Source organism: uncultured Aquimarina sp., from assembly GCF_947496855.1.
Classification (GTDB): Bacteria; Bacteroidota; Bacteroidia; order Flavobacteriales; family Flavobacteriaceae; genus Aquimarina.
On record NZ_CANMED010000001.1, the window covers coordinates 924,209 to 945,311 of the forward strand.

General features: G+C 32.2%; 19 protein-coding genes. 1 reads left to right on the forward strand and 18 read right to left on the reverse strand.

The genetic code is table 11. The features are described 5' to 3' along the window. Positions 1 to 4: 4 nt before the first annotated feature. Both ppk1 and Q0921_RS04110 read right to left on the reverse strand, forming a co-directional pair. Positions 5 to 2,110, reverse strand: a complete 2,106-nt coding sequence (gene ppk1 / locus Q0921_RS04105) for a polyphosphate kinase 1 (RefSeq protein ID WP_299253677.1) — start codon at positions 2,108 to 2,110, stop codon at positions 5 to 7. A gap of 6 nt (positions 2,111 to 2,116) precedes the next feature. Further along, positions 2,117 to 2,602 carry a histidine phosphatase family protein gene (locus tag Q0921_RS04110; RefSeq protein ID WP_299253680.1) on the reverse strand — a complete coding sequence of 162 codons (486 nt, stop codon included), beginning with the start codon at positions 2,600 to 2,602 and terminating at the stop codon, positions 2,117 to 2,119. A 433-nt stretch (positions 2,603 to 3,035) separates the two neighbouring features. On the opposite strand from Q0921_RS04110, the gene Q0921_RS04115 reads away from it, so the two are divergent. After that, positions 3,036 to 5,177 (forward strand): OmpA family protein, encoded by a 2,142-nt coding sequence (locus Q0921_RS04115; RefSeq protein ID WP_299253683.1) that lies wholly within the window; start codon positions 3,036 to 3,038, stop codon positions 5,175 to 5,177. A 10-nt stretch (positions 5,178 to 5,187) separates the two neighbouring features. Here the strand turns inward: Q0921_RS04115 and pdxH are convergent, their stop codons facing one another. The 16 genes from pdxH to hisH form a co-directional block, all read right to left on the reverse strand. Continuing rightward, a complete protein-coding gene (gene pdxH / locus Q0921_RS04120) occupies positions 5,188 to 5,832 on the reverse strand; it encodes a pyridoxamine 5'-phosphate oxidase (protein ID WP_299253686.1) in 645 nt (214 codons plus the stop codon). Between the two features lie 51 nt (positions 5,833 to 5,883). After that, positions 5,884 to 6,789, reverse strand: coding sequence for a ribonuclease Z (locus Q0921_RS04125; protein WP_299253689.1), 906 nt, complete (start codon positions 6,787 to 6,789; stop codon positions 5,884 to 5,886). A 62-nt stretch (positions 6,790 to 6,851) separates the two neighbouring features. Further along, positions 6,852 to 7,307 carry a thioredoxin family protein gene (locus Q0921_RS04130; protein WP_299253692.1) on the reverse strand — a complete coding sequence of 152 codons (456 nt, stop codon included), beginning with the start codon at positions 7,305 to 7,307 and terminating at the stop codon, positions 6,852 to 6,854. A gap of 50 nt (positions 7,308 to 7,357) precedes the next feature. Beyond that, positions 7,358 to 7,690 (reverse strand): ribonuclease Z, encoded by a 333-nt coding sequence (locus Q0921_RS04135; RefSeq protein ID WP_299253695.1) that lies wholly within the window; start codon positions 7,688 to 7,690, stop codon positions 7,358 to 7,360. 4 nt (positions 7,691 to 7,694) lie between these two features. Next, positions 7,695 to 8,624, reverse strand: coding sequence for an aspartate carbamoyltransferase catalytic subunit (locus Q0921_RS04140; RefSeq protein WP_299253698.1), 930 nt, complete (start codon positions 8,622 to 8,624; stop codon positions 7,695 to 7,697). A gap of 62 nt (positions 8,625 to 8,686) precedes the next feature. Beyond that, positions 8,687 to 9,226 (reverse strand): bifunctional pyr operon transcriptional regulator/uracil phosphoribosyltransferase PyrR, encoded by a 540-nt coding sequence (pyrR, locus tag Q0921_RS04145; RefSeq protein ID WP_299253701.1) that lies wholly within the window; start codon positions 9,224 to 9,226, stop codon positions 8,687 to 8,689. 177 nt (positions 9,227 to 9,403) lie between these two features. Beyond that, a complete protein-coding gene (gene rpsA, locus Q0921_RS04150) occupies positions 9,404 to 11,230 on the reverse strand; it encodes a 30S ribosomal protein S1 (protein ID WP_299253704.1) in 1,827 nt (608 codons plus the stop codon). Between the two features lie 173 nt (positions 11,231 to 11,403). After that, the gene (locus tag Q0921_RS04155; protein ID WP_299253706.1) at positions 11,404 to 13,461 is read right to left on the reverse strand and encodes an OmpA family protein; all 2,058 of its coding nucleotides are present in this window, start codon (positions 13,459 to 13,461) and stop codon (positions 11,404 to 11,406) included. A 3-nt stretch (positions 13,462 to 13,464) separates the two neighbouring features. Then, positions 13,465 to 14,382, reverse strand: coding sequence for a type IX secretion system membrane protein PorP/SprF (locus tag Q0921_RS04160; protein WP_299253708.1), 918 nt, complete (start codon positions 14,380 to 14,382; stop codon positions 13,465 to 13,467). A gap of 3 nt (positions 14,383 to 14,385) precedes the next feature. After that, a complete protein-coding gene (locus tag Q0921_RS04165) occupies positions 14,386 to 17,091 on the reverse strand; it encodes a gliding motility-associated C-terminal domain-containing protein (RefSeq protein ID WP_299253710.1) in 2,706 nt (901 codons plus the stop codon). 243 nt (positions 17,092 to 17,334) lie between these two features. Next, a complete protein-coding gene (gene hisIE / locus Q0921_RS04170; protein WP_299254748.1) occupies positions 17,335 to 17,931 on the reverse strand; it encodes a bifunctional phosphoribosyl-AMP cyclohydrolase/phosphoribosyl-ATP diphosphatase HisIE in 597 nt (198 codons plus the stop codon). A 50-nt stretch (positions 17,932 to 17,981) separates the two neighbouring features. Continuing rightward, a complete protein-coding gene (gene hisF / locus Q0921_RS04175; protein WP_299253713.1) occupies positions 17,982 to 18,737 on the reverse strand; it encodes an imidazole glycerol phosphate synthase subunit HisF in 756 nt (251 codons plus the stop codon). A gap of 96 nt (positions 18,738 to 18,833) precedes the next feature. Further along, positions 18,834 to 19,343, reverse strand: a complete 510-nt coding sequence (locus Q0921_RS04180; protein WP_299253716.1) for a DinB family protein — start codon at positions 19,341 to 19,343, stop codon at positions 18,834 to 18,836. Positions 19,344 to 19,350: 7 nt separating this feature from the next. Next, positions 19,351 to 20,079 (reverse strand): 1-(5-phosphoribosyl)-5-[(5-phosphoribosylamino)methylideneamino]imidazole-4-carboxamide isomerase, encoded by a 729-nt coding sequence (gene hisA / locus Q0921_RS04185; RefSeq protein ID WP_299253719.1) that lies wholly within the window; start codon positions 20,077 to 20,079, stop codon positions 19,351 to 19,353. A 32-nt stretch (positions 20,080 to 20,111) separates the two neighbouring features. Next, a complete protein-coding gene (locus tag Q0921_RS04190) occupies positions 20,112 to 20,468 on the reverse strand; it encodes a four helix bundle protein (protein ID WP_299253722.1) in 357 nt (118 codons plus the stop codon). A gap of 50 nt (positions 20,469 to 20,518) precedes the next feature. Further along, on the reverse strand, positions 20,519 to 21,103 hold the full coding sequence (hisH, locus tag Q0921_RS04195) for an imidazole glycerol phosphate synthase subunit HisH (protein WP_299253725.1): 585 nt from the start codon (positions 21,101 to 21,103) through the stop codon (positions 20,519 to 20,521).

The window sequence follows — 21,103 nt, forward strand, 5'->3', positions numbered from 1 at the left end:
ATAATTAATTTCCTAGTTTTCTTAAATAATAGTCATATGTGGCTATCTGGGATCTCACTTTCACATTATCGTTTCGAATATACCCATTATCCTGATTCTCTGAAAGTTTTCGAGCCTTGACATTATCACTCCAACAAATTTCGAAAGTATCCATCAGCTCTTCTTTAATATCATCATCATATATAGGACACGTTATTTCTACCCTTCTATCTAAATTTCTTCTCATCCAATCTGCAGATGATATATATACTTTAGGGCTTCCTCCATTTTTAAAAATCAAAAGTCTTGGATGTTCTAAAAATTTATCTACGACACTTATTGCTCTAATATTTTCACTCATTCCAGGAATTCCTGGAATTAAACAGCATATTCCTCGAATAATCAAATCAATCTTTACTCCAGCTCTGCTAGCTTCGTATAATTTATCGATCATTGAGTAATCGCTAAGGCTATTCAATTTTAGTTTAATACCTGATGGCTTACCTTCATTACTATTCTGTATTTCGGTATCTATTAGTTTTACTAAAGAACTTCTAGTATAATGTGGAGAAACCAACAAATGCTTATACCTACTTACCTTATAATTAATTTCAAAAAACTTAAATACTTTATTTGCTTCCTTTAGAATTGCTTCATTTGTTGTAAACAATGTATAATCAGTATATATTTTTGCGGTAGATTCGTTAAAGTTTCCAGTGCTTATAAACCCGTATCGCTTTAATTTTCCCTTTTCTTCTCTCTCAATTACACATGCTTTACAATGAACTTTTAACCCAGAAACTCCAAAAATAAGGTTTACACCTTCTCTTTGCATTTGTTCTGCATAACCAATATTTGCCTCTTCATCAAATCGCGCTTGAAGCTCAATTTGTACGGTCACATTCTTTCCATTTTTGGCAGCATTGATTAATGAACTCGCAATGTGAGATATGCTTGCTAATCGATAGATAGTTATTTTAATTGTTTTTACTTTTGGATCAATTGCTGATTCTCTCAAAAACTTCACCGTATAAGAAAAGGTGTGATAGGGTGTATACTGTAAATAATCTTTTTTTGCAATCTTATCTAATAAACTACCTTGTAAACTTAACCCTGGAATGGTTAACGGCAATAATGGCTGATATACCAATTCTTTTTTACCTAAGTCCGGGAAATTCACATAATCCCTGCGATTGTGATATCTACCACCAGGAATAATACTATCTGTATTATCCACACCCATTTTTTCCATTAAAAAATTAAGTGTATCCTTATCTATGGTTTTATCATATACAAATCTTACAGGTTCTCCATCTCTTCTGGATTTTACACTACTCGAAATTTTTTGTATAAAACTCTTACTAAAATCGTTATCAAAATCTAACTGTGCATCTCTAGTAATTTTAATCATATGTGCAGAAGCACTGATATAGTCAAAAATACTAAAGTTAATTTGCATACAGTACCTAATCAAGTCATCTAATATAATAATGTATTTTTTACCATCTTTTTCTGGCAACACTACAAAACGCTCTGTATTCTTAGGTATCTCGATTAAGGCGTAAATTTTTTCCTTCGTTTTTTGATGTAAGATTTTAGATATTGTCCCTTCTTTAGGCACACTTTCTTTTAGCACCAATTTCACAGCTAGATAAGCAACACTATCTTTAAGGTGTGGAAACTTATCTAGATCATTTAATATATAAGTAACTAATGCAGGACTAACTTTATCTACAAAATATCTGCGTATGAAACTATCTTGCTCAGTAGTTACTTGATTTTCATTAATGATAAAAATGTCGTGCTCTTTTAATCTTTCTCCAATAGTATTAATTGTTTTTAAACTTTCGGACTGTTGCTTAATTACAATTTTAGTAATCTGCTCCAACAATTCACTTGCTGTTTTTCCTTTAAGAACATTTTTACCATCACGACCTGCAAGGTCTATTCGCTTAATTGCGGCGTATCGTACCTTAAAAAATTCATCTAAATTATTAGAAAATATACCGATAAACCGCAATCTTTCTAACAATGGCACACTATCATCAGATGCTTCTTGTAATACTCTAGCATTAAATTGCAGCCAGCTTAACTCTCTATTTATATACTTATTAACTTGATTTTCTTCCATTTAACTTTACCTTAATTCCTTAGGAAATAGAGATAGTACGGTTTTTCCTACTTCTATATTTTTCCAATTATCGACACTAAACTGAATACCTACAACTCCTGCAGTTGGCAAGTTATCTATTACTTTACTCCCATATAAATTTGCTATTGATGTAAATGCATGATTATGTCCGAAAATCATCAAAGTATCAATGTTTTTATCACAGCTTTTAATTACTTCTATAACCTGATGACCACTAAAATCATAAAGCTTTGACTCTAAACTGAATACCTTTTTATCAATATCAAGATTATCTAAAATAATTTTTGCGGTAGTTTTTGCCCTTTCTGCATCACTACTTAATACCTTATCTATAGTATTAACAAGGGTTTTTAGCTTTTTACCAACTAAATCTGCGTCTTTTAACCCTCTTTTATTAAGTGGTCTTTCATGATCTTCCAAATCAAATTCCCAAGAAGATTTAGCATGTCTAATGATATATAAAGTTTTCATACTTCAGGATTATTTTAATCAAGATAAATTATATGTACGCAAGTTTAAGAATAAGCATTTACAATTCTAAGTATAATATCATAAAAAAAAGTTCTTTAATAATAAAAAATGTTTAATCAAAAAACATTTTTTATTAGCGTAATGGTATACACATCATATCCTAGATTATTTCGAAGAAAACCGCTAATTCAATGAAAATGAGTTAAATAATTAGATGCATTTAATCGATAAAACTATATTTTATATCGAAAAGAGTAGTTTTTACTTACATAATCAAATGTTAAAATTTAAATTTACCTACGGTTTCCCCTTAACATCAAAACAAGTACCCTTAGTAATTAAACACAATTTAAGAACAATATTTAAGTTAACAATAGGGATTAAATAAGGAAAAGTGGAGAAAATTTGTAGACAAATAATAAATATTAAAAAGGTGAATTTAAGCCTTGTCATTGCTATATTATATTTTTCATTTAATATATATGGTCAGGTTGAAGTACCCCTTGAGAAAAGAACTGAGTTTACTATTAAAGGAGATTTTAAGTTCGTTTCTAATACTATTTTAGGAAAAGTAAGTAATGATGATGGTACTGATGTTTTTAATCCTAATAAAAGTTATAACAGCGGTGGGTTAAACAATCAGTTTAGAATGGGCTTTATAGATATAGATAATGACCCTTCTACTTTTAATTCTAGTAGTGCAGATCTAAACATTACTTCAGGTTGTGCTTCTATAAAACACGTAGGCTTGTATTGGACCGCTTCGTATGCGGATAAAAATCGAGAAAATGATATTACTTCAATAAAAATTAAATACCCAGGTAACGAATCTTATACATCTATTACTGATGCAACCGTAATCCATGATTACTACAATGACTCTAAATCTCTGTTTAAACAATACTCTTGTTATAAAGACATTACGAATCAGGTAATGAATCTTGATAACCCAACAGGAACATATACCGTAGCAAATATTCCTGCTACAACATCAGAGGTTAACGATAATGCCACTCTCGGAAATGGTTTAGCAGGTGGTTGGACAATGGTTGTTATTTATGAAGATACATCTAAACCTCGCAAACGTTTTTATATATACGATGGTTTTGTAAACATTGATTCTAAGGCTAAACCTGTAGAGTTTTCTTTTGATAACTTCCAAACGATTCCGGAAGGCGCTGTGCATGGAAAAATTGGGGTAATATCTTATGAAGGTGACAAGGGAATACGAGGAGATCGTTTTCAGGTAATGTCTAATGAAACTAACAAGTACAAAGGTATTACAGACAATACCAATCCTATGAACAATTTCTTTAACGCTAACATAACTGAAAACGGAAAGAATATTACGTCCAGAGTTCCTGCTAGTCAGAATACACTAGGATATGATGCGGATCTATTTGATATTAAAAACCCAAGAAATAGTGTAATAGGCAATAATCAAACAAAATCAAGTTTTCGATTACTTACTGACAATGATGGATATTCTGTTATGGCAGTAGCTTTTAGCGTAGAAATATATGAACCGGCTATTCAAATTATAAAAAGATCTCGTTATACGGACAATAGTTTTGTCTTTCCTAATGATATGGTTGCACCTGATCAGGATATAATTTACAGTCTTACTATTAATAATGATGGTAATGATGATGCTAAAAATACTATTATAAAAGATATTTTGCCGGAACATGTAATATTTACAAAAGAGTCGGTTGTCCTTCCTTCTAAAAGAATAAAAGTATTATACGATAAAGCTTCTAGGGCGTTAAGTTTTTCGGTACCAAACAAAATGGTAAGAATTGATAGCGAACCTTTTGAGATTAAGTATTCGATTAAAGTAAATACTAGTTGTGACCTATTAAATGAAACAGGAGAAATTACTATTGTAGATCAGCCGGTTGTGGCAGAATTCAATGGCTCTTTTAATGAAACTAAGAAATATTCTAAAGGTTACAATTACATGAATAAATGTAATCTTCCAGATTATTATCAACTTAAGTTAGCTGTTGATATAAGTGGATTAAATTGTCCTAATGCCAATACTAATTTTGTAGATAGAACAAAAGAACTGGATAAGAATCTTGTTGAATTAAATACATCAAATAAATCAGAAAATACAGAAAGCACAGGAATCAACAATGATGATGTAGTTAAAACATCGCAAGACCCAAAATCTGGATTAACATCTAATATAGAATTAAGCAAAACTCTAAATGACTTAATCAAATTAAACGAAATTTATTTTGAGTTTGACAAATGGGATATTACAGAAAGAGCGATCGTAGAGCTTGATAAAGTCGTATCATTAATGAAAGCGAAATATCCTGATATGATTATTAAAATAGAAACACACTCTGATAGTCGTGGAGATACAGATTATAATTTAGTATTATCGCAAAAAAGAGCAGAGTCTATATTCAAATACCTGGTTAATCAAGATATCTCAGAAAACAGAATACTTTCTTATCGAGGTTTTGGAGAGACAAGGCCTGTAAATAACTGTCTTGATGGCCAGAATTGCGAAGAAGATGAATACCGAAAGAACAGAAGATCTAACTTTGTTATAATGGATTAATCTTTTTTATCTAAGGCGATAATCTTTCTCTTTTCCAAGTATTTTTTCCAGCAGCATACCTAATTCTGTCATGTAGCCTATTCGGTCTACCTTGCCAAAATTCAAATTCAATAGGTTTTATACAGAAACCTCCCCAGAAATCAGGTTTTGGTATTTCTTTATTCTGATACTGTTTTTCTAATAATACCAGTTTTTCTTCTAAAACTTCTCGTGATTCAACAATACTACTTTGATCAGATGCCCAAGCTCCTAATTGACTTCCTCGTGGACGAGATTCAAAATAATCAGTGCTTATTTCCTTAGAAACTTTATTTACTTCTCCTTTGATTATAATCTGACGTTCTAAATTAGGCCAAAAAAAAGAAACACAAACCTTATTATCGTTAGCAATAGCTTTTCCTTTTTCAGACTCATAATTCGTATAAAACACGAATCCGTTTTCATCAAAATGTTTTAACAATACTATTCTCGCCTTAGGAAAACCATCTAACCCAGAAGTTGTCAGCGTCATTGCATTCGCTTCTTCTACTCCTCCTGCTTCTTCAACCTCTTTAAACCAATTGGAAAACAATTGCAAAGGAGATTTAGGTAACTCATTTTCTTCCAACGCTTTTTTATCATAAGATTTTCTATAATCCGTAAGGTCTCTATTCATCGTTATTTAATTAGTATTTTTCTTTAATCCGAAAATAGTGAATTCTTCTATTTAGAATTCAAAAACTTTGCCGTCATCTCCAATTTCTACATTATCAAAGACTGTTAATGCCTCATCTTTAAATTGCTCAATATTACCATACCTTGTTGAATAATGTCCTAAAATCAAGTTTTTTACATTTGCTTTTTTTGCAATAGTTGCTGCTTCAATAGCAGTACTATGGCCAGTTTTCTGACATAAATGTTTGTGACTTTCTAGAAAGGTTGATTCGTGATACAAAGCGGTAACCCCATCAATTAAAGGTATTTTATACTCGTCATACCTAGTATCACTACAAAAAGCATAACTTTTAACAGGAAGCGGATCATCTGTTAATTCAGTATTAGGAATAATCCTTCCGTCTTCCAATATTGCATCTTTTCCTTTCTTAATCGACTTGTAATACACTTTATCTATCTCATAATCATAAACTCTACTCATTAGTAGTTTTCGATCACCAGATTTTTCTTGAAATAAAAACCCATTACAGTAAATTCGATGTTGAAGTGGAATTGTACGAACTACCACCTTTTCATCCTCAAATACTACTTCAGAATCTGGGTTACTAAGCTCATGAAAATGCAAAAGATAATCTGTCCAAGAATTAGAAAGTTTTAATTGTAATGTAATTGCTTCTTTAATTCCTTTTGGTCCATATATATGTAGTGGATTTTCTCTATTTAACATCCTAAACGTAGAAACTAAACCTACTAAACCAAAAAAGTGATCTCCGTGAAGGTGAGAAATAAAAATATGATTGATCCTAGAGAACTTCACCTTATTTCTTCTAAGTTCCACCTGAGTACCTTCTCCACAATCAATAAGAAAAATATGATTGTTTATTTCTAACACCTGTGAAGTTGGGTTCGTAAACGTTCTGGGAGTTGCCGAATAGCAACCTAAAATTGTTACTTTCAATTGTCTTTACTTCTTAATTTTAAACTGTGTGAATATACTCTAATCTTATATATTAATCAATCTCAGTGTCCAAAAGAATCGAAAGTAGTAAGCAATTCTATATACCGTTTTGCAGACATTTTTCTATACCCAGTAGCACCGAGAACTTCGCCTTGCTTATCAATCATCAAAATAACCGGAAACACCATTTTTCTATTGTATCGTTGCGCAAGTTCCATATTTTTTTTTTGCTGAATCTCTGGCAACCTATTTTTTTTACGCTTAGGGAAATCTGCTTTTACCCAAACAAAATTTTGATCAGCAAATTTATTAAACTCGGGATCAGAGAATATCTTTCTTTCTAATTTTATACAAGGAGGGCACCAATCAGATCCTGTAAAAAGTAAGACTATATTTTGATTTTTTTCTTTTGCTAAAGCTTTTGCTTCGTCAAAATCGTATTTCCAATCTTGTGCATAAGTAGTTCCAGAAAATATAAATACAAACACAAGAATAAATGATGGGGCTAATTTATTCATAGTAATTATGACGTAAAAAAACTTTAAAAATTACAGAACAAGAAAAAAAATTAGAAATCTAGATCTCTTTCGATTTCTTCCATTTCAATTAAGTCTAATGCTTCTATTAAAGTTGGGGTAATTGTAATCTCTTTTGGAGTTTCATCATACGACACTTTATCGGTAACAATAACAAACGATCGCTTATTGGTTTTATGTTTTTTCGAAACTCTTAGAAATTCATTAATATCGTTTACAGACAACTCTTTCAATGAAAAAAGATTCACCACGATATTATCATTTTTTAGGGATTCATATTTACCCTCAATTCCTTTTACGAAATCTACTATAGTAGCTTTTTCTTGTGTAATTATAGTTGTTGCACCTTCTTTATTAAATATCATACGTCTATTGTTTTATTTTTGAAGCTAAAAGATAAATAACCGCCATCCTCACTGCTACTCCGTTCTGAACCTGATCTAATATTATGGCTTGCTTAGAATCAGCAACATCACTCGTGATTTCTACGCCACGATTGATAGGTCCCGGATGCATTATTACAATTTCTTTATCAAGGCTATCTAATAACCTTTTATTTACTCCAAATTGCTGAGTATACTCTCGAGTAGAGGGGAAATAACTTATTTCCATACGTTCATTTTGAACTCGTAACATATTAGCAACATCGCACCATTTTAAAGCTTTAGTAAGGTCGGTTTCTACAGTAACCCCAAGTTTTTCTATATACTTTGGTATTAAGGTTTTCGGACCGCAGACTTTTACCTCTGCTCCTTGTAATTTAAGCGCAAAAATATTTGATAATGCCACTCTAGAGTGCAAAATATCTCCAACAATAACTACTTTTTTTCCTTGTATTTCTCCTAATTTTTCTCTTATCGAATATGAATCTAATAACGCTTGAGTCGGATGTTCATGAGCCCCATCACCTGCATTTATAATACTTGCATTTACATGCTTAGAAAGAAAAACACCAGCTCCCGGATTAGGATGTCTCATCACCACCATATCCACTTTCATAGAAAGGATATTATTAACTGTATCAATAAGAGTTTCTCCTTTTTTAACCGAAGATGACGCCGCAGAAAAATTAATAACATCCGCAGATAATCTTTTTTCAGCAAGTTCAAATGATAACCTTGTTCTTGTACTATTCTCAAAAAACAGGTTAGCAATCGTTATATCTCTAAGCGAAGGAACTTTTTTTATCGGTCTATTAATTACTTCCTTAAAATGATCAGCAGTTTCAAAAATGAGGTTTATATCTTCTTCAGTAAGATATTTAATTCCCAGTAAGTGATTCACACTTAATTCGCTCATTCGTTTATATTCTTATTATACTCCCAAAATGTTTTTGATAGCATTTCAGAAATTATTCAACTTTAATTATTTATTAAATATACAGCATCTTCTCCACCATTTTCCAACCAATGCACTTTTACTTTTTCTTGATTAATTGCGTCCACTTGTCTTCCGCGATAATTAGGCTGTATTGGTAAGTGTCTACTAAAACGTCTATCAATTAACGTAAGTAACTCTATTTCTCTAGGTCTTCCAAAAGATTGTATCGCCGTTAACGCTGATCTAATACTTCTTCCGGTATATAAAACATCATCAATAAAAACCACACGTTTATCTTCTACAGTAAAATCGATATGGGTTTTATTAGCTTCCAAAGGTTTTTCTCCTCTTCTGAAATCATCTCTGTAAAATGTAATATCAAGATACCCCATTTTAACGTCGGAAAGGCTATAATCCTTTACTAAAATATTTTTTATTCTATCGGCCAAGAAAATCCCTCTAGGTTGCACACCTATAAGAACAGTATTTTTAAAATGAGTATGATTCTCTATTAATTGACAAGCCAAACGGTGCAGAATAATATCTATCTCTTTTGCACTAAGTAGTAATTTTTGACTCATAATCTCCAAATAGATATTTGGTATACAAAAGTAATAAAATTTAGAGTTATTACATCAGTGGATCTATATAAGTTTTAACAATTCTGTTTTCATTATACCGAATATCATAAAGAAATATATAAACAAAAAAAGACCGTTCTTACGAACGGTCTTTCTTATATATTGAAATTAAGAGATTTAGTTACCTCCCTTTTCCATTTTAGCTTTAAGATCTGCTAATGCGTCAATATCACCAAGAGTGGTTTTCTCTGAGTTACCTGCAGCGGCTTTCTTAGCAGCTTGTTTAACGATCTTCGCTTCTTCTTCTTTGAATAAAGCAGTATGAGAAGCTACAACTCTCTTGAATTCTTTATTGAATTCAATGATCTGGAATTCTGCTTCATCGCCTTTAGTAAGCTTCTTGCCGTCTTCTTTTTCTAGATGACGAGATGGCACGAAAGCAACGATATCTTCATTAAAATCGATAGTAGCACCTTTGTCTACAATCTCAGTAATGGTGTTAGTGTGCTTAGTTCCAACAGCAAATTCTTTTTCATACTTATCCCAAGGGTTATCCTCAGTCTGCTTGTGTCCAAGACTTAATTTACGTCCTTCTACATCTAATTCAAGAACTACAACATCAAGTTTATCACCAACATTAGTAAAGTCTGATGGATGCTTGATTTTCTTAGTCCAAGAAAGATCCGAGATGTAAATTAATCCGTCGATACCTTCTTCTAACTCTACGAATACTCCAAAGTTAGTGAAGTTACGAACGATACCTGTGTGCCTAGAAGCTACAGGGTATTTAGTTGTAATATCAGTCCAAGGATCCGGAGTTAATTGCTTAACACCAAGAGACATTTTACGCTCTTCCCTATCTAATGTAAGGATTACAGCTTCTACTTCATCTCCTACTTTTACGAAATCTTGTGCAGAACGCAAATGCGTTGACCAAGACATTTCTGAAACGTGAATCAATCCTTCTACTCCTTCTTCAACTTCGATAAACGCACCGTAATCAGCTATAACAACAACTTTACCTTTTACCTTGTCTCCAACTTTAAGTTCATTATTAAGAGCTTCCCACGGATGTGGTTTCAACTGCTTAAGACCTAATTGAATACGAGTCTTAGCCTCATCAAAGTCTAAGATTACTACGTTTAATTTCTGATCAAGCTCAACAATCTCATTTGGATGGTTAATTCTAGACCAAGAAAGGTCCGTAATATGGATAAGTCCATCAACTCCACCAAGATCAACGAATACACCGTAAGAAGTAACATTCTTAACAGTACCTTCTAATACCTGACCTTTTTCTAATTGACCAATAATCTCTTTCTTCTGCTCTTCGATATCTGCTTCGATAAGCGCTTTGTGAGATACAACAACGTTTTTGAATTCATGGTTGATTTTAACCACTTTAAATTCCATTGTCTTACCAACATATGCATCATAATCACGAATAGGCTTCACATCAATCTGAGAACCTGGTAAAAACGCTTCGATACCGAAAACGTCTACAATCATACCACCTTTAGTTCTACACTTAACAAAACCGTTTACGATTTCGCCTGTATCGTGAGCATTATTTACTCTATCCCAAGCCTTGATCACACGTGCTTTACGGTGAGATAAAATTAATTGACCTGTTGCATCTTCACGCACATCAATTAATACCTCAACCTTATCACCTACTTTAAGGTCTGGGTTGTAACGAAATTCATTTAATGAAATAACACCTTCACTCTTTGCATTAATGTCAATAATAGCATCACGATCAGTAATATTAATTACCGTTCCATCAACTACTTCATCATTTAAGGTGTCAACAAAATTTTCTGCAACTAGCTTTTCAAATTCTACAAGTTTTGAATCTTCGATTGGATCGATACCTTCCTCGTAGTTGTGCCAGTTAAAATCTTTTAAAAATTGCTCAGGGTTTTCTTGTTGAGGAGATACAGCTGGAGCTGCCTTTGGAGCCTCTACTTCCTGAACGTCTGTGTTTTTTGTTTCTTCAGACATTGAAGATAAAATTTGTATCCTGTATTTGTTTGAGAATCAATACGAAAACGTATACAGAAGCGTTAAATTAAATTATTTCAATCCTTTTTATATTCTCTTATTCGTTAAAAAGGGCTGCAAAAATACAATTTAATTTACTAGAAAGCAAAGTATTATAGATTATATCAAATTCTTTAGTATTTAACGATCTCAAACTCGCTCCGACGATTTGTTTGATGTTCTTCTTCTGTACATATTTTATCTTCACAATTTATTAAGGGTTGGGACTCTCCAAATCCTTCAAACTTCATTCTCCTAGCATTCACATACCCAACTAATGCCAGATAATTACGAGTAGACTCCGCTCTTTTCTCCGATAAAACCTGATTATACGAATCAGTTCCTCTGCTATCAGTATGAGAATCTATCTTAATATATACAGTTTTATATTTATCTAATTTTAATGCAAACTCATCTAATACCTTTTTAGAATCTACTCGAATATTCCACTTATCATAATCAAAATAAATTGGAGGAAGATCAAAATAGAGCTTACCGTTCTTTTCTATTACCTGCGGACCTACTTTATCTGAAAGCAACTTAAGCCTAAGCTCCTCGCCAATAAGTTCTTCTTTTTTTGTTCGTTTATTATCTTTAGCAGTATCAATAACTTCAATTTTATTTTCTTCAGAATTTTCTGCAATAATAGGTTCTTTCTTCTTCTCTAAATAAATCTTATAAGTCTCCTCTTCTTTTTCCTTAATCAAAATGGGTTTAATTTTAGTCTGATACCCATTAGAAGAAGCTTTAAAATCATACTTCCCTGGAAAAATATTTATATTAAAAGACGCTATTGAGTCTAGTTCTTTTTCATAAACCATTTTCTTATCAGTGTCATATAGAATCACACTAGCGTTAGGAATATAATTATCTGTAGAAAATTCTCTTACTTCGAACCTTACTTGATATTCTTTTAAAAATATCTCTCCTATCTGCGAAAAAGAATACATATCATCTTCTGTTTTATTTTTTCTGTTCGAAGCAAAAAAACCATCATCCTCATTATAGTAAGTTAAAGAAAAGTCATCGTAACTAGAATTGATTGGCGCTCCCAAATTTATAGGCTTCATGAATACTCCTTCTTTTACTTCTGACACAAAAACATCCATCATCCCTAATCCTAAATGACCATTAGAAGAAAAGAATAGATGTCCTTCTTTAGAAATAAAAGGAAATTGTTCTCTGTTTTCTGTATTTATAGTAGTTCCAAGATTAACTGGAACTCCATAAGTTCCATCTGCATTTATCTCTGTCGAATAAATATCGAAACCTCCATATCCTCCTGGCATATTAGATGAAAAATATAAAATTTTATCATCTGCAGTAATTGTTGGATGTTCTAGAGAGTACTCTCTATTATTTAATGCTAACTTTACTGGAGTCTGCCAAGAACCATCAACTTTGTCAGCTTTATACAAGTGAATTGAATTATTCCTTAAGCTATCAAACTTTATTTTCCCTTTCTCTGAATTGCTTTTTGAAAAATATATAGTATTACCATCAGAGGTAAAACAAAAGTTACCTTCATGAAGCTTAGAGTTAATTTCTCCAGAAATAGCTTCAATCTCAGAAACTGTAGCATTTTCCTGATTAACTTTTACTGCATATATATCCAAAAACGGTCGGTGTGTCCATTTATAGTTCTTACTCATAAAACCAGTAGAGTTTCTATCCGAGGTAAAATATATAGTACTATCCAGTTTTACAGCACCAAATTCTGATCCTTTAGAGTTAAACTCCAAAGGCGTTATGGTGTAATCATCATCTTTAAGTTTAAATGCTTCTATAATTGCTATTGCATTTGATTTATCTAAGGCAGCTGTTTCTTCGTTTTTTTTGTATAACGCCAGAAAGTCAATGGCCATTTCGTATTTACCTAATGCAGAAAGCACCTGATACATCATGAAATTATATGAATTATCAATAGTTTTATCCTTTCCATAAAACTTTCCAGAAGTCAAAATTTTAAGATATCTATACGCTTCTTTAAACTGAAATGTATTGTAATATGAGGTAGAAATATTCTCAAGAATATGCTTCTCATATCCTTCTTGGTTTAATTCGTCTTCATACTGCAGCGCCGCATTTATATAATCTCCATTGTCAAAAAAACGATCTGCTCTACTCTTTTTCTGAGAAAAGATAACTTGTGTAATCAATAAAATGAATACAAATATTATTTTAGTTTTCATATCTTAATAAAATCTTGGAGATGTATATTTATTACTAAAATTGAGTAAATCGAAATTATACAACAGAATAATTTCATGACTTCCATTATTATATCCACTTAATTCACTTGTGCTAAAATCATATGAATATCCTACTTTTAGATTTCTTGTTATATTAAAACCTGCTAAAGCAATAAAAGCATCCTCGTAACGATAAGAAACTCCTAATTCGAATTTATTATAAATCAAAGAATTAAGCGAAACATCAAATGTAAGTGGAGAATCTAACACCTGTTTTATGACCATAGATGGTTTTAGTTTAACCTCATCCACTAGGTCAAACACAAAACCTGTAACTCCATATAAGTGAGTCTTTGATTGAGAAATACCAATACCATCAACAGCCACATCATTAGGCAATAAATTGGGAGAAGAGATTCCTGCATAAAAATTATTAGAAAACAAGAATAGTCCCGCTCCTATATTAAGTTGTAACTCAGAATTATTCGCTGCAAATGCAGGATCATCTGCAACATCAGAACCAGAAGCATCCAATTTAAAACTATTAATCCCAGCTTTTAGACCATAAGACATTTTAAAACGTTCTGAAATACGGGTTATATATGCAAAATCAATATTAAAAAAATTATTGTTAGTGCTAATTGCATCTCCAATTCGATCATTTACATAATTTACACTTAATTCAATCTTCTCACTTAAAGGAATATTTCCGAATACATTTGCTGTTTCTGGTGAACCTTCAATACCTGTCCACTGTCTTCTATATAATAAACCCGTAGAAATTAACCCACTTTGATTCGTAACATAAGCAGGGTTTACCGTACTCATATTATACATATATTGAGAATATTGTGGTTCCTGCTGTGCATACAATACCGAGCAGAAAACTATCGCTATACTAAAAATTAATCGTGATTTCATTGTTTATCTGCTTAGGTAAAAGCTTCCTTGAATAGGAAAGTTGTTTTCAAAATTTGGTGTAAAAATGTAGAAATAAGTTCCAGAAGGTAAATCATCTCCTAATCGAATAGAAACATTACTTTCTCCTCTAAACTCCCCTGTATTTCTGTTACCCACAAATACTTCAGTTCCGTATCTGTTGAATATCTTCAAGTCAAAATCTGGGAAAGCAACAGGAATATTAAATTGATCCTCAATAAACAAATCAAAAGTATCATTCTGATTATTTCCATCTGGGGAAACTCCATCTTGAAAATCCAATGCGCATATATCCCCATTAGAGAATCGTTCACCAATATTAAGAATATTGATAGCAACCGTTACTCTTTCTGACTCGCAATTATCAGCATCTACCGTTGCGATATAATAGATTTGATTATCAAAAAGTAATGGATTATCAATAATAGGCATATCACTTTCTAACGTAGGATACCAATTATAGTTTAATACATCAACCTCTATATCATCCAATCTTTTTCCATCAAGAATACAGAATTCTTGATCTGGCACATTAGGCTCTGGTAAGTCTATAATCTGCACCTCTACATTTAATGAAGATTCATCGCAAGGAACAGTATTAGGAATTACATATCTGAAATTGTATATTTTATTAATTTCATTATCAGGATTTGGTAATAAATCAAACTCTACTACTCCATCTGGCGTCAAGGCCCCTGTATTTTCTATATCCTGAAAACTTCCTGTTCTTGGAGTATCATTATCTAAAATTGTAAACAAGTTTACCCGCCCATCAATTTCACAAAAAGAATCACTTCTATCGTTACCAATTTCCGTAGGTTCTATAATAGCTATAGTTACTGTTGCTTGATCTTGAGAACTACAACCAATATTACCACCAACAGTATATACATAATCCCCTGGACCAAGAATTGGCAATGAATTATCTGAAGCATCAAAAATACCAAGATGGTCTGGTGACATATAGCCAAAAGGTCCAATCCAAATTCCTGTCGGATCAGGGTCACCTTCTAGAAGATTGAAAAGCGTTACCGTTAAATTATCAGAGCATAATGTTGTATCGACCCCACTTCCTGCTCCAGCATTAGCTTCTTTATAAATAGTAAACTCTAATAAAGCTTCATCAACACACCCAGAAGGATTAGTAGTTGTATGCGTAAAAGAATAGGAAATAGGAGCATTAATTTCTTCAGGAACCAAGAATATATTATCAACTACATTACCTCCATTGTTATTATCTGTCCAAATGCCTTCTTCGATAGTTCGTCCATCTGAGTTTAACAAACTTCTTAAACTATATTGATCGGCATCTGTCTGACATATAATTAGATCTAATGTATCTTCTCCTGCATAATCATGAGGTAAAATTACAATCGTAACTACAGTAGAAATAGAAGGACAAGGGTTACTCTCTATACTAATAGGATCACAAACATCACCAGAATAAGAAAATGTTGCGCCACAGCTTTGTCTAGGAACTACATCATATCTAAATCTATAAGTTCCTGGCCTAGCTCCCGTAATAGTAATTGGTCCTAGGTGTTGTTCATCTTCTGGCGTATTATTTAAATTATTTTCTAAATTAAGATCCCCATTGAACGGAATACCACCAAGAAATGTCCAATACGCAAAATCATCTACTAATGAACCATCTACATAAACGTAACCAGGTTCAAACTCAAGTAAATCAAAAAGATTAATCTGAGCTGGAGAAGAATTAGGACAAATTTCTTCCACGGAATTCTCAGGAGCAAACTGCCTTAACTCTTCATATATAACAAACATTACCGTTGTTTCATCATTAGGACATATAGGAGACCTACTGTTGATCTTATAAGTATAACTAAAATCTATACAACTAAAGCCTGGAACATATTCTGGAGAAGCTCTAAAGGCATCATAGACCTCTTTTAAATTAATTACTGCGTCGGTAGCACTTGTAATTTGACCAGTATTATCGTCATCTTCCCAACTTCCTCCTAATTCTTCTCCATTTAAAAATCGATCATCAAATAAATTAATATCCATATCCCATGATCCGATATCATCTTCACAGATAGAAAATGATGATCCATAACCCGCTGTAACAGGTCTTACTACAGTCACCTGAACATCTACAAATTCAGTAATGCAAGTATCTACATTAGCAACTGTATACCTAAAACTAAAATCTTCACTATCCACAGGGAAACCTCCATTATTATCAATGGTTGTACCAAAATTGGGGCCGCTTAGAATATATGTATCAGAAGGTAGAGCCCCTGTATAAGTCCACATACCGTTTAGATGAGGAAGAGCGAATCCTTCTCTTGATTCTAATGTATCAAAAAGGTTAATGTCTATTTCAAATCCAGGCGTACAAATATCATCATTATCGCAAACAGGAAAGAAACCAGTTGTTGCCGCAATACCAGCATATGGCCCGAGTTTAACATTGACTCTAACTCTGTAGCCATCTGGGCAATTCGGATTCTTAAGTTCAAAAAAATAACCATCAGAAGCATTTCTTAACTGCCATAATCTTAAAACTCCGGAAGCTTCTATTCCCTCTTCACCTTCTTCTATTCCTGTAGATTCCCAAAAATCTCCTGATTCTGACACTATACCTGTTTCATCATACAAATTAATGATACCATCCGGAGTGCCATCTGTATCGAAATCGATAGCCTCCATGTTACAAATGGTTATCATTTGTTCTTGGTTACATTGAGAAAAAACTTTCCCAATACTGCCAAAAAATATTAATAAAGCGAATAATAACTTTGTGTAATTTTGTTTCAAAATCAATTAGTTTATCTGTAAGTGTCATTTTTAAGCTTTTTGTTACCAGTCAAAATGAAATAAAATTAACTAAAACCAAAAGGCCCGGCGAAATTATAAAAATATGTTAAAAAACAACCATTCCCTTACAAAAATTGATCTTCACCTACATCTCTAACCTCTGGATTTTAAAACTTTTACTATATCATTAAGTTTAAATCCTTTAGCTTGTAACAAAATTAAATAATGAAAAAGTAGATCTGCACTCTCGTCTAAGAACAATTTTTCATTATCATCCTTTGCTTCAATAACAACTTCTACTGCTTCTTCTCCAACTTTTTGAGCAACTTTATTTATCCCCTTTCTAAACAAAGAAGCAACATAAGAATTTTCATTATCTTGATTTTCTTTTCTGTCTTCAATTGTTTTTTCTAATTCCGTCAAAAAACCAAAAGACTGCTCGTTATTTTCATTCCAACAAGTATCCGAACCAGTATGACATGTCGGACCAACAGGATCAACGTAAATCAGTAGTGTGTCTTTATCACAATCATTCTTTATATCAACTAAATTTAAAAAATTACCACTTTCTTCTCCTTTAGTCCATAATTTATTTTTAGTTCTGCTAAAAAAGGTAACCTTTTTAGTTTCTATAGTTTTTTTGTATGCCTCCTCATTCATATAGCCAAGCATCAAGACATTTTTCGTGGTTGCATCTTGAATTATAACAGGAACCAGTCCATCATTATTTTTATTGAAGTTTATTTCCATCATTTCATCTTATATTACAAATCCCAATCTTAGTTGGAATAATAAATCATTTATAACCTTACAGGAATTTCATTTGATCTCAATTCCCTTTTTAAATCTTCTATTTCTATCTCTTTAAAATGAAAAACACTTGCAGCTAATGCTGCATCTGCTTTTCCTTCTTTAAAAGTATCTACAAAATGTTGCATATTACCTGCTCCACCAGAAGCTATTATTGGAATATTTAAATCATTTGATAATTTTGCTAATGCTTTATTTGCAAAACCATCTTTAGTCCCATCATTATCCATTGAGGTAAATAATATTTCTCCAGCGCCTCTTTCTTCTACTTCTTTTGCCCAATCAAACAAATCAAGCTCGGTTGGTACTTTTCCTCCTACTAAATGTACGATCCATTTTCCATCAATTTGCTTAGCATCTATAGCCACTGTGATACACTGACTTCCAAACTTTCCCGCTAAATCATTAATAAGCTGCGGGTTTTTTACAGCTGATGAATTTACAGAAACTTTATCCGCTCCATTTTGAAGTAAAATATCTACATCTTCTATCGATGATATTCCTCCACCAACAGTAAATGGAATATTCACTTTTTCTGCGACTCTAAGTACTAAATCTGCAAGTGTTTTTCTCCTTTCTTCAGTAGCTGAAATGTCTAAAAACACCAACTCATCCGCTCCTGCTTTAGAATAAGCGTCTGCTAATTCTACAGGATCTCCTGCATCTCTTAAATCAACAAAGTTGACGCCTTTTACAGTTCGACCATTCTTAATATCCAAACAGGGTACAATTCTCTTAGTTAACATATATTGAGATTATAAGTATTAAGTATCGAGTATTAAGTTTTATCTATCTAACTAAAACTGTATTTTCTTTTTCACTCTTTACTAACTACTAATTACTTATTCATTTTTAATATTTAGATCCATACCATCGTAAAAACCTAAATCTTTATTTTTTAATTGTTTTGTCCAGAAAGCTATTTGCCCTGTATGATAAGACAAATGTTCGGTCACGTGAATCATTATACCAATTCCTGAAAAAGTAAACCCTTGCACTTCTCGTTTTCTCATTAATTCAGCAAGCGAACAATTTAATAGAACTGTTTTTGCTTCTTCTATTGTTTTTTTTAGCTTTAATAACAATTCTGCTTTAGCAAAGCCTTCTTTAGCTTCGAACTCAGCATCTCTATCACGTTTATCTTCTAAACCTTCTAAGGAAGCTATAGCATATTGAGTAATATTACCACAAAGATGAAGTACTAAATTCCCCACACTATTTGAAGATTGATTAAATCGTTTCCAGATATCATCTTCAGAAAGTTTGCCAAAACTAATAGTAATCATCCTAAGGCTTTCATCCAACCTATAAATAATTTGCTCCTTAAATTCCTGTGATATTTCTTCATTCATTGTTTACCTAGGTATTTTGAAGAATATAATTCGCTAATTGTTTTAGACTTATTCGATTTTCATAGATTGCCTTTCCTATAATCGTTCCTTCACATCCTAATTGTGCAAGTTTTGGTAATTCATCAAAAATTGAAATTCCTCCAGAAGCAATTAACTTTATACCTTCTATTTCTTTCAACATTTTTTTATACAAATCAAAAGAAGGTCCTTCTAACATTCCATCTTTACTAATATCAGTACAAATCACATAGGACACTCCTTCTTTCTGATATTCTTTAACAAAAGGTATCAACTCTTCATCACTTTCTTCTAGCCAACCACTAACCGCAATCTTTTCGTTATGTACATCTGCTCCTAAAATAATTTTATTATTCCCGAATTTCTCTAACCAAGATCTAAAAACATCAGGGTCTTTTACAGCAATACTACCTCCAGTAACCTGATTAGCTCCACTATTAAAAGCTATTTTTAAGTCTTCATCTGTTTTTAAACCTCCACCAAAATCGATCTTCAAGCTTGTCTTAGATGCTATTTGATCTAACACTTTATGATTTACAATATGTTTAGATTTTGCCCCATCTAAATCAACCAAATGCAAATATTGAATTCCGTGTGCCTCAAATTCTTTGGCAACTTCTAGTGGATTTTCGTTATACACTTTCTTAGTATCATAGTCTCCTTTAGAAAGTCGAACACATTTTCCATCAATGATATCTATTGCAGGTATTATTCTCATATTTTCAAGTAATAGGTATTTAGTATAAAGTATTAAGTTCTTTCAATACTTTTTTGAAGTGCATAATTCATCTTCTTAATTTCTGCACACAATTTTAATAATTCTTCTACTTTTTCTTCTGAAACAAATTTTAACCTTACAATTAAAATTAATTGAGTTTCAAGTTCAGTTGTTGATCCATTCGCTATGCTCAAGAAACGAATAAACTCTTTACTTGAGTTTCTTCCAGCTCCTTCAGCAATATTTGATGGTATAGAAACACTACTTCTTTTTACCTGAGACACCAAACCAAATTTTTCTTCTTCCGGTAGTAACATCATTAGCGAGTAGACTTGCTCTACCAAGTTCATTGCCTTATCCCATATTCTTAATTCTTGATATTTATTCATTATTTATACTAATTCTTTGGAACACTGCTAACCTAAGTACTTTATACTCTTTACTTAATACTAAGAAAATTCTGAAGAATTTTCTCTCCTGCATCACTACTCTTCTCTGGGTGAAATTGAGTTCCATAGAAATTATCTTTCTGTAAAGCTGTACTGTAAGTTACTCCATAGGTAGATTGAGCAATAGTTTCTTCCATTATTGGAGCATAATAACTATGAACTAAATAGATATACTCCTTCTCTTCTATTCCTAGAAACAAAGCAGAGCTTAATGATTCGATTTGGTTCCACCCAATTTGTGGAACTTTTACACCGTGATTAAACTTTACTACATCTATATGAAAAATACCTAGTCCAGTAGTATCGCCTTCTTCTGTGTAATTGCACATCAATTGCATTCCTAAACAAATTCCTAAAACAGGTTGTTTTAATTGCGGCACTAATGTATCCAAACCAGAATCTCTTAATTTACCCATCGCACTGCTTGCTTCTCCTACTCCAGGAAAAATAACTTTATCAGCCGATTTTATTTCCTGAGGATCATCACTTAAGACGGCTTCATACCCCAATCGTTGAATCGCAAATTTGATTGATTGAATGTTTCCTGCTCCGTAATTTATGATTACTATTTTCAT